Raw genomic sequence first — 8,882 nt, forward strand, 5'->3', positions numbered from 1 at the left:
GGGTACATCTATTGATTCTGCAAGGGCCGCTGCTATAATCGCGCCCCTGTGCCAGAGTGGTGAAATTGGTAGACACAGGAGATTCAAAATCTCCCGCCAGCAATGGTGTGCCGGTTCGAGTCCGGCCTCTGGTACCATCCCCCCCTTACATAAACGCAACGGATTATTTTATACCCCACAACCTAGATAGAAATTCTGGGATACAACTGGGATACAAATCTGAGTAATGTGAAGAAATCTAAAGCATGCCTTCTAATAAACATTTCAAGCTACACCACACCTATTACCAAAGCTAAAGACTATAGCTTTCTACCCTCTCGAAATATCTCAGTATGTCCATGAGCAATTGACCAGCTTCTTTAGGTTCTACTAACCTTACATCCGTGACCCCGCTCAACAGGGTCAGAACCTGCCAAACTGGGGAAAAACCAACAACCCTTTAGGGACACCCTCCCCTCTACTAGCCGGCAAAAAGGTGAAATGCTGGCACTGGCCAATTTACCGTATCTCTCCCGACACCGCCTAAAGAGATTTCAGTCCTTTCGATGAGTCTGCCGAAACCCTTAGGGCGTGTCCCCGGAGCTCATTGCGCACCAATGATACTATCGTGCCCTCGAAAAACAGCAGGAACAGCTTTAAATGCGCGAACAACTGGAGCGATATCAGGTCTGGATTTATCTGGTTGCCATCCTGGTCGGCATGGCCATCGGCTGGATGTCACCAGAGCAGACCCGTCATTGGGAAGTGTTGCTTTGGCCGGCCCTAGGTGTTCTTCTGTATACCACTTTCACTCAGGTACCACTGATACATCTCAGGTCGGCATTTCGTGATCGCCGCTTTCTGGCCGCTTTGCTGACGGGCAATTTTATCCTGATACCGGTGGTCGTTGGTCTTCTGTTGTGGCTGTTACCGGATGATCCCGCTATTCGTCTCGGCGTGCTGCTGGTACTGCTGGTGCCCTGTACGGACTGGTTTATCAGTTATACCCATCTCGGTGGTGGGGACGGTGCCCGGGCCATCGCGGCCGCGCCGATCCTGCTGATTGTGCAGCTCATTTTGCTACCCGTTTATATCTGGCTTTTCATGGGCAATATCGCCATTGAGCTGGCGGTCGGCAGCCACTTGCTGCCAGCCTTCTTCGGATTGATTGTCACCCCGCTGATCCTGGCCTGGATTACCGAACGGTTGACGGAAAAGCACCCGCGCGCGCAAACACTGGTGGACTGGCTTGGGTGGCTGCCCGTGCCGTTGCTGGCACTGGTGGTGTTTCTGGTTGCCGGCTCCCAGGTCAGCCTGGTGATCGACAGTGGCGCCCTGCTGTGGTCGGCGCTTGTGGTTTTTGTGCTTTACCTGATTGCCGCCGCCATTATCGGCAAGGGGCTCAGTGAGCTATTCGGGTTCACGCCCACTATCGGCCGCACCCTCACCTTCAGCTTTGGTACCCGCAACTCCTTCGTCATGCTGCCGCTGGCGCTGTCACTGCCGGAGCCCTGGCGTGCCGCCATCGTTGTCATCGTCTTCCAATCCCTGGTCGAGTTGTTCGGCATGGTCGCATATCTGCGCTGGCTGCCGCGCCTGATCAGGAATGCCGACTGAGCCGGGAACGCAGCCTTACCCGGCGCAACAGGACAATTGAGTCACATCCGTGGTAAAAGTCTGGGCGCAGAGCTTGAGCCCTTCCACCATGGTCAGGTAGGGAAACAGCTCTTCAGCCATTTCCTGCACGGTCATATTGGCCCGCATCACCATTACTGCCGTCTGGATCAGTTCTCCAGCCTCGGCGGCAACTGCCTGCACTCCCAGCAAGCGGCCTGAATCCTGTTCGGCCACCATTTTGATAAAGCCTTGGGTGTCGAAATTCACCAAGGCGCGCGGCACGCTGTCCAAACTGAGCACGCGAGTATCGACCTGCAACCCCTGCGTGGTCGCCTGTTCTTCCGTCAAGCCAACGGTCGCCACCTGTGGATCGGTAAAAATCACCGCCGGCATGGCGCTGAGGTCAAGCAGAGCGTCGCCGCCGCTCATGTTGACCCCGGCCCGGCTGCCCCCGGCGGCGGCCACATAGACGAACTGGGGGTGATCGGTGCAATCGCCCGCCGCATAGATGCCTGGCACGTTGGTTTGCATTCGCCCATCCACCTGAATCGCGCCACGCACTGTCTTCACGCCAATCTGTTCCAGACCCAACCGTTCGGTATTGGGTGTGCGTCCGGTGGCGATCAACAACTGCTCTGCTCGCAATTCCCCGGCATTGGTATCCAGTATGAACTCTCCATCGGCGTAATCGACCCGGCTGGCCTGGGTCCGCAGCAATACCCGAATGCCTTCCTGCTCAAAGGCCTTCCGAATAACATCGCCTACAGCCGGATCGTCACGGGATAGCAACCGGCTACGCGCCAGGATGGTTACATGACTGCCCAGCCGCGCAAAGGCCTGGGCAAGCTCCAATGCCACCGCTGATCCCCCGATCACCAGCAGGCGCTCTGGGATGATGGATAGCGACAAGGCGGAGGTGGAAGTCAGGTACGGCGTATCGGCCAACCCCGCAATGGGTGGGATCGCCGGCCGCGCACCCGTGCCGATAAATGCCCGATCAAATTTGATCCGCCGCACTTCGCCCTCCGTGGTGGTGACGTCGAGCGCATTGGCCGTCACGAATTGCGCTGTTCCCTGGATCAGGGTAATGGCCGGGTTGTCACGTAGAATACTGGCATACTTGGCCTCGCGCAGTGCTTCCACCAATCCCTGCTGTTGTTCCAGCAATTTGCCACGATCCACAGTTGGCGCCCAGACATCAATGCCCTCGTCAAAGGGACTTTGGCGTCGCAAGTGCGCGATCTTCGCCGCTCGGATCATCGTCTTGGATGGCACGCAACCGGTATTCACGCAGGTGCCACCAAGGGTGGCTCGCTCGATCACGGTTACCCGGGCGCCGCGTTCCGTCGCTTTCAGTGCCGCGGCCATGGCGGCACCGCCGGTACCGATGACAGCAATGTGAATCGCTTGCGCTTCACTCATGACGGTTTCCTATCCGAAAATTACCCTACAATCTCATTACTTCTGATCTGCCGAGCTTTGTTTGAGGGTAGATGGATAACCGGCATTGGCCGTGGCCTCCGTCAACTCTGTAACGGAGGTTTGCGTGTCCTCGAAGGTGACCCTGGCTTCGCGCTGCTCGAAGCTGACATCGACCTGCCTGACACCGTCAACCCGCTTGAGCGCAGTCATTACGGTGATCGGGCAGGCGGCGCAGGTCATACCGGGCACATCCAGCGTGACGGTCTGCTCCGCGCCCCAGAGGGGTAGACTGAACAGGGCAAACAGTGAACTTACAAGTAAGGACTTTTTCATGTTGCGGACCTCTCAGTAAAACAGGGGTAGGACATAGGGGAACACCGCAGCGATGGCGATCAGTAACGCTACGAACCAGAAGGCGGCTTTGTAAACGCCATGCACCCTGGGTGCAGCGCACACATCGCCGGGTTCACAAGCCCTGGTGGGCCGGTATATCTGGCGCCAGGCCAACACCATGGCCACCAGGGCAGCGCCCAGAAACCAGGGACGATAGGGTTCCAATGCGGTTAAATTACCGATCCAGGCGCCGGAAAACCCCAGCACCACCAACACCAACGGTACCAGGCAACAGGCAGAGGCCAGCAAGGCTGCGACACCCCCGGCAAGCAACGAACCGCGTCCCGGTTTGGATTCAGGCATGGGCAAACCTCCTGTTGTTTTATTCACCACTGTGGCAAGCTTATCTCCGTAGTCGACTACGGAGTCAAGCAACGTGTCCGGTTCTCAAAACACATCCATGACCATCGGCAGTCTGGCCAAGGCCGCAGAGATAAACGTCGAAACTATTCGCTACTACCAGCGGCTGGGGCTGATGACAGAGCCTGAGAAGCCCTTAGGCGGGATTCGCCGCTACGACGAGGACGCGCTGGCACGGCTTCGATTCATCCGCAGGGCGCGATGGCTGGGATTCAGTCTGGAGGAAATCGGAGAACTGCTGAAACTCGAAGACGGCACCCATTGCGACGAGGCCAAAGCACTGGGCGAGCGCAAGCTGGGCAACGTGCGAGACAAGATCCGCAGTCTTCAGCAAATTGAAGGCGTGCTCGACCAACTCGTCGAGGAGTGCTGCACCCAGAAGGACAATGTCACCTGCCCACTGATCGCATCCCTCCACGAGGGGTTTGAGGCAGTTACTCCATGATGGCAGCAGCAGATCCGCATCTCGAAAAGGCCCATGCATCCCTATCTACTCACGATGCAATCATCGAAGATTTGGCAGCGCATCAAAGATCAGGATGATTCCGGCTGGCTACCCTCTGACTTGATTCAACTCCACGGTCACATGAGCAAGCTCTTTGTGTACGCCTAAATACCGTTTGATATCGTCAGGCGCTACGGTTTCATCCACCACGAGCGACAAGATGCACGCGTAGCTCCCCTTCCCTACTCGCCAGACATGCAAATCCGATATTGCCGCCTCTACCGGCGCCGACTTGATGGCATCGTGTATCTCCGCCACCACAGGCGCATCCATTTCTGCATCCAGAAGCACGCGACCGGTATCCCGCAAAAGCCCGTAGGCCCAGGCGGACACCAGGCCTGCACCCACAATACCCATTACCGGGTCCAGCCAACTGGCCCCCCACCACTTGCCCCCAAACAAGGCGACAATGGCCAATAGAGAGGTTGCCGCATCGGTCATGACATGTAGATAGGCAGAACGCAGGTTGAGGTCGTGATGATGGTGATGGCTATCGTGGCTATCCGTGCCATGATGATGAGCATGACCATCTTTCAATAACCAGGCACAGGTGAGATTGACCAACAAACCTACCATGGCAATCAGGATCGCCTGGTCATAGTGAATGGGGCTCGGTGCCAGCAAGCGTTCAACGGATTGAAACAACATCAACCCGGCGACTCCGACCAACAAAATCGCACTGGTATAGCCGCCCAGGATTTCAATTTTCCAGGTGCCGAAGGCGAAGCGTTTGCTATGGGCCAAACGCCGTGCTGCGCCGTAAGCCAGGACCGACAAACCCAACGCCATGGCATGGGAACTCATGTGCCAACCATCGGCCAATAGCGCCATGGAGTTGTAAATCCATCCCCCGGCGATTTCCACCACCATGGTAATTGCGGTGAGCCAAACGGCCCACCGGGTGTTTCGTTCCGCTAACGGATTGCCGTCATCAAAAATATGGGAGTGCTGCCAAGGAATGGTGTTGTCAAATTTTTCCACAGGACTGGTACCTTAATGCATCGCGACATATACTATACCCCAGTATATATTTACACACTAGAGAACAGTGCATATGGCACACACCAACAGGGATCAAAAAAAGCTCTTAACCCGGGTTCGACGCATTAAGGGGCAGGCAGAAGCCATTGAAAAAGCCCTGGATCAGGGCAAGGATTGCACAGCCATACTGCAACAGATAGCGGCCATACGCGGTGCTATCAATGGCCTGATGTCCGAAGTGCTCGAAGGTCATCTGCGTGAACATCTAGGTGCCGAGGACATTTCTCAGGCGCAGCGTCAGCAGGAACTCGATGATGTCATCGGCATACTGCGATCGTATTTGAAATAGGTCATTTAACGATTAATTCCGAAATACCGGTGAAGACATTGCGAACGCAGCTAAAAAGATGGGCCAGACTTATCAGGCAGGACATGTATACGGTGTGGCTGGTTGCGCGGGACTCTCGCACCCCTCTGCACACCAAAATACTGGCCTTCGTCGTCGGTGCCTATGCTTTTTCACCTATCGACCTCATTCCAGACTTCATCCCGGTCATTGGTTACCTGGATGACTTATTGATCGTTCCGGCGGGCATCTGGCTGGTAGTAAAAATGACTCCAAAGATTGTCATTCATGAGAATCGCGAACGCGCTAGACTCCACCACCCAACGCCGATCAGCCGGGTCGCGGCAGGCGTCATTATCAGTCTGTGGCTATCTGCAATAGCGGTATCAATCTATCTATGGGGATATTGATGACGCAATTTAACTATCGCCTCCACTTGATTTGCTCAGGCCAGCGCACCAGTGCCTCACGTAACCCCATGGGGGTCCAGTCGTTTCAATGTGGTTGCCTTTCTGCTAGGCTCACGATCAAATTCCGGGACCACTTGCATGATTAAACGCTGTTTCATAGTCGCAATGACGCTGTTGATTGCTTTGCAGTCAGTGGCGTCTATTGCCTATGAAGCACAACCGCACAACCCCGCAATGCCACATTATGATGAGCATTCACACGAATCAGCGGATTTTTCCAGCGAAAATCAGGCAACCAAGTCGTCTCCCGACAGCCCCTATCATTCAGCGGACCATTGCCATCACAGCCATAGCTGCTTTCACATGGTATTGATGGGAACCCTCACCAACATTTCCGGCTTGACTGCAGGAATAGTACTGTCCGACTACCAAGCCAACTTCACCACCGGGGTTCAATCCTCCCTTTTCCGCCCTCCTATCGTCTGATCCTGCGAATACCTTCCCCACCCGGGGAACAACTGTCATTTAGACTTTCGTAGGAGCAGTCCCATGCTTTTCAGAATGCCCGTAAAAAACGGGCGGCGCGCAATGCCGTGCCACTTTATTATCCATGCCTTTTGCCTTCTAGCGCTGGCATTCGGTTCCGCCCTGGCACACGCCGGAGAGAAACCGCGCACTCTGTCCGAGGCCCGCTCGCGGGCCATGGCGCAAAACCCCGGCCTCCAGGTCTTCGATTTTCGCCTTCAGGGCCTTGAGGGCCGCCGCCTTACGGCAGATCAAAATCCTGCCCTGGAGGCCGGACTGGAAGTGGAAAACTTCCTCGGCAGCGACAATCTGCGAGGAGTTGACGGGGCGGAGTACACCCTGTCCTTGTCATCGGTCCTCGAACTTGGCGGCAAGCGTCAGGCCCGCGTCAGCGTGGTTGAATCACGATACGGGCGGGTCGAGGCCGAGCGTCGGGCCGAGACCCTGGATCTCTTGGGACAGGTGACCCAGCGCTTTGTCGCCACACTGGCCCTGCAGGAAAAACTCGAACTGGCCGCTGAAGCTGTGGCGCTGGCCGAGGCCACCCACGAGATCGTCGCCCGACGCGCCGACCAGGGTGCCGCGCCCCAGGCCGAGGTCATGCGCGCCAGGGCGGCGCTCACCCGGAGTCGTATTGAGCAGTCCCGTCTGCGAGCCACCTACGAGAGCCGGAAAATGGCTCTGGCTTCGCTGTGGGGTGATACCAGCCCGGACTTTCAAATGCTGGAAGGCGATCTGTTCCAGTTCGGTTCCTCCGACAACTTCGATGCCCTGTACCAGCGGGTCAGCGACAGCCCGGCCATTCAAATCTACGCGAGCGAACAGCGTATCCGTGAAGCGGAGATTCAGTTGGCGCGCAGCCAGTCCGAGAGCGATATCCGTTGGCAGGTGGGCGTCCGGCGTTTCGAGGAGACGGACGATACCGCCTTGACCGCTGGTTTCTCAGTACCGCTCTTTTCCGGACGGCGCAATCGCGGCGAGGTGCAGGCCGCCCTGGCGGCGCGGGATGAGGTCCGATTCCGCCGGGAGGATACCCTGCTGCGCCTCCATTCGCGCCTGTTCGACGCCTACCACTTGCGGCAACAGAGTATCGAGACTGTTGAGCAGATTCGCAGCCAAATGCTTCCCGACCTGACCGAGGCACTCACTCAGACCCGCGAAGCCTATGAAAACGGCCGCTACAGCTATGTGGAGTGGACCGCCGCACAGCGGGAGCTGCTCTCAGCACGGGAGGCACTGGTCGACGCCGCCACCACGGCGCTGCTCAACCAGGCGTTGATCGAACAACTTACGGCGCAGCCACTCGCGACTGTTCCGGGCGCCCCGACGCGCTAACCCACAAATTCAGGATTCACACCATGCAACTGATAAAACAACTCTGTCTGATTCTGGTGGCCAGCTGCCTTGCCATCAGTCCCTTACAAGCCGCCGAGGAACAACACGACGAATCGCAGGCCGAGGCCAGGGGGCCTCACGGCGGCATACTGCTGCAACAGAACGACGCCACCGTCGAACTGCAAATCTTTGAGCAGGGCGTTCCCCCGGAATACCGGGCCTGGGTCACCAAGGCTGGCCGCGCCGTTACCGATGATATTGACCTCAATGTCCAGCTCACCCGCCTGGGCGGGCAAGTGGACACATTCGACTTCGCCTACCAGGGGGACTACTGGCTGGGGGATGGCGTGGTGACCGAACCCCACTCCTTCGACGTGGAAGTGACCCTCGCCATGGACGGCAAGAACTACCGCTGGCACTGGGAATCCCACGAAGGTCGCACCCGGATCGCCCCGGCTATCGCCCAAAAAGCGGGTATCACAACGGCCGCAGCCGGGCCGAGTGCCATCGAGCGCAGCCTCACCACCTACGGCAGCCTGACCACGGCACCGCAGCAGATTGCCCGGATCCGCGCCCGTTTCCCGGGCGTGGTCAGCCAGGTGAAGGTCAATCTGGGCGATCGGGTCGAGCGTGGCAACGTACTCGCTCAAGTCGAGTCCAACGAAAGCCTGCAAACCTACGCACTGCGAGCGCCCATCGACGGGATCGTCATTGAGCGTCGGATCAGCAACGGAGAAATGACCGGGGAGCAACCCCTATTCGCCATTGCCGATTTGACCACTCTGTGGGCCGAATTCAAGGTCTTCCCCGGCCAACGGGCCGAGGTTGCCATTGCCCAGAAAGTCCGACTGAAGGCTGACGGCATCGAGCGGGAAGGTACCATACGCCACCTGCTGCCGGCACCCAGTAACGCGCCCTACACCCTCGCCCGGGTTGAAGTTGACAATGCCGAGGGACTGCTGACCCCGGGTTTGCTGGTGGCCGGGGATATCGTGGTGGAAACGGTGGA

The 8,882-nt window shown here is 57.5% G+C and carries 11 protein-coding genes and 1 tRNA gene; 8 read left to right on the plus strand and 4 right to left on the minus strand.

From position 1 onward, the window contains the following. The first annotated feature begins 50 nt into the window (after positions 1-50). Together ACYZYZ_RS05430 and ACYZYZ_RS05435 are read left to right on the plus strand one after the other, a co-directional pair. Positions 51-137 (plus strand) — tRNA-Leu (locus ACYZYZ_RS05430). Positions 138-639: 502 nt separating this feature from the next. Beyond that, complete coding sequence (locus tag ACYZYZ_RS05435) at positions 640-1,596, plus strand: arsenic resistance protein (RefSeq protein ID WP_461483532.1); 957 nt, start codon at positions 640-642, stop codon at positions 1,594-1,596. Between the two features lie 15 nt (positions 1,597-1,611). Here ACYZYZ_RS05435 and merA read toward each other — a convergent pair whose 3' ends face one another. The 3 genes from merA to merT are packed head-to-tail and all read right to left on the minus strand — an operon-like array spanning position 1,612 to position 3,714. Then, the gene (gene merA, locus ACYZYZ_RS05440) at positions 1,612-3,018 is read right to left on the minus strand and encodes a mercury(II) reductase (protein WP_022960222.1); all 1,407 of its coding nucleotides are present in this window, start codon (positions 3,016-3,018) and stop codon (positions 1,612-1,614) included. A 36-nt stretch (positions 3,019-3,054) separates the two neighbouring features. After that, entirely contained in the window at positions 3,055-3,351 is a 297-nt protein-coding gene (gene merP / locus ACYZYZ_RS05445; protein WP_022960221.1) for a mercury resistance system periplasmic binding protein MerP, read from the minus strand. Between the two features lie 12 nt (positions 3,352-3,363). Continuing rightward, positions 3,364-3,714: a mercuric ion transporter MerT gene (gene merT, locus ACYZYZ_RS05450; protein WP_022960220.1), complete on the minus strand. Its 351-nt coding sequence runs from the start codon at positions 3,712-3,714 to the stop codon at positions 3,364-3,366. 97 nt (positions 3,715-3,811) lie between these two features. On the opposite strand from merT, the gene merR reads away from it, so the two are divergent. After that, complete coding sequence (gene merR / locus ACYZYZ_RS05455) at positions 3,812-4,216, plus strand: Hg(II)-responsive transcriptional regulator (RefSeq protein WP_305170081.1); 405 nt, start codon at positions 3,812-3,814, stop codon at positions 4,214-4,216. 108 nt (positions 4,217-4,324) lie between these two features. On the opposite strand, the gene dmeF is transcribed toward merR, so the two are convergent. Continuing rightward, positions 4,325-5,257: a CDF family Co(II)/Ni(II) efflux transporter DmeF gene (gene dmeF, locus ACYZYZ_RS05460; RefSeq protein ID WP_022960218.1), complete on the minus strand. Its 933-nt coding sequence runs from the start codon at positions 5,255-5,257 to the stop codon at positions 4,325-4,327. Positions 5,258-5,330: 73 nt separating this feature from the next. Between dmeF and ACYZYZ_RS05465 the strand changes: the two genes are divergently transcribed. The 5 genes from ACYZYZ_RS05465 to ACYZYZ_RS05485 form a co-directional block, all read left to right on the plus strand. Further along, the gene (locus ACYZYZ_RS05465) at positions 5,331-5,606 is read left to right on the plus strand and encodes a metal/formaldehyde-sensitive transcriptional repressor (protein WP_123182368.1); all 276 of its coding nucleotides are present in this window, start codon (positions 5,331-5,333) and stop codon (positions 5,604-5,606) included. An 83-nt stretch (positions 5,607-5,689) separates the two neighbouring features. After that, positions 5,690-6,013 (plus strand): YkvA family protein, encoded by a 324-nt coding sequence (locus tag ACYZYZ_RS05470; protein WP_461483533.1) that lies wholly within the window; start codon positions 5,690-5,692, stop codon positions 6,011-6,013. 138 nt (positions 6,014-6,151) lie between these two features. Beyond that, entirely contained in the window at positions 6,152-6,499 is a 348-nt protein-coding gene (locus tag ACYZYZ_RS05475; protein WP_139042551.1) for a hypothetical protein, read from the plus strand. Between the two features lie 63 nt (positions 6,500-6,562). After that, positions 6,563-7,873 (plus strand): TolC family protein, encoded by a 1,311-nt coding sequence (locus ACYZYZ_RS05480; RefSeq protein ID WP_461483534.1) that lies wholly within the window; start codon positions 6,563-6,565, stop codon positions 7,871-7,873. 23 nt (positions 7,874-7,896) lie between these two features. Continuing rightward, positions 7,897-8,882: efflux RND transporter periplasmic adaptor subunit (locus ACYZYZ_RS05485; protein ID WP_461483535.1), on the plus strand; the 986-nt coding region annotated here is incomplete at its 3' end.

Origin of the sequence: Porticoccus sp. (assembly GCA_023261185.1) — a bacterium.
GTDB lineage: Bacteria > Pseudomonadota > Gammaproteobacteria > Pseudomonadales > Porticoccaceae > Porticoccus > Porticoccus litoralis.

Excerpts from the sequence above, each read along its gene's own strand:
- merA (WP_022960222.1), bottom strand. The coding sequence starts at position 3,018 with ATGAGTGAAGCGCAAGCGATTCACATTGCTGTCATCGGTACCGGCGGT.
- ACYZYZ_RS05470 (WP_461483533.1), top strand. The coding sequence starts at position 5,690 with ATGTATACGGTGTGGCTGGTTGCGCGGGACTCTCGCACCCCTCTGCAC.
- merR (WP_305170081.1), top strand. The coding sequence starts at position 3,812 with ATGACCATCGGCAGTCTGGCCAAGGCCGCAGAGATAAACGTCGAAACT.
- ACYZYZ_RS05435 (WP_461483532.1), top strand. The coding sequence starts at position 640 with ATGCGCGAACAACTGGAGCGATATCAGGTCTGGATTTATCTGGTTGCC.
- ACYZYZ_RS05475 (WP_139042551.1), top strand. The coding sequence starts at position 6,152 with ATGATTAAACGCTGTTTCATAGTCGCAATGACGCTGTTGATTGCTTTG.
- merT (WP_022960220.1), bottom strand. The coding sequence starts at position 3,714 with ATGCCTGAATCCAAACCGGGACGCGGTTCGTTGCTTGCCGGGGGTGTC.
- ACYZYZ_RS05465 (WP_123182368.1), top strand. The coding sequence starts at position 5,331 with ATGGCACACACCAACAGGGATCAAAAAAAGCTCTTAACCCGGGTTCGA.
- ACYZYZ_RS05480 (WP_461483534.1), top strand. The coding sequence starts at position 6,563 with ATGCTTTTCAGAATGCCCGTAAAAAACGGGCGGCGCGCAATGCCGTGC.
- merP (WP_022960221.1), bottom strand. The coding sequence starts at position 3,351 with ATGAAAAAGTCCTTACTTGTAAGTTCACTGTTTGCCCTGTTCAGTCTA.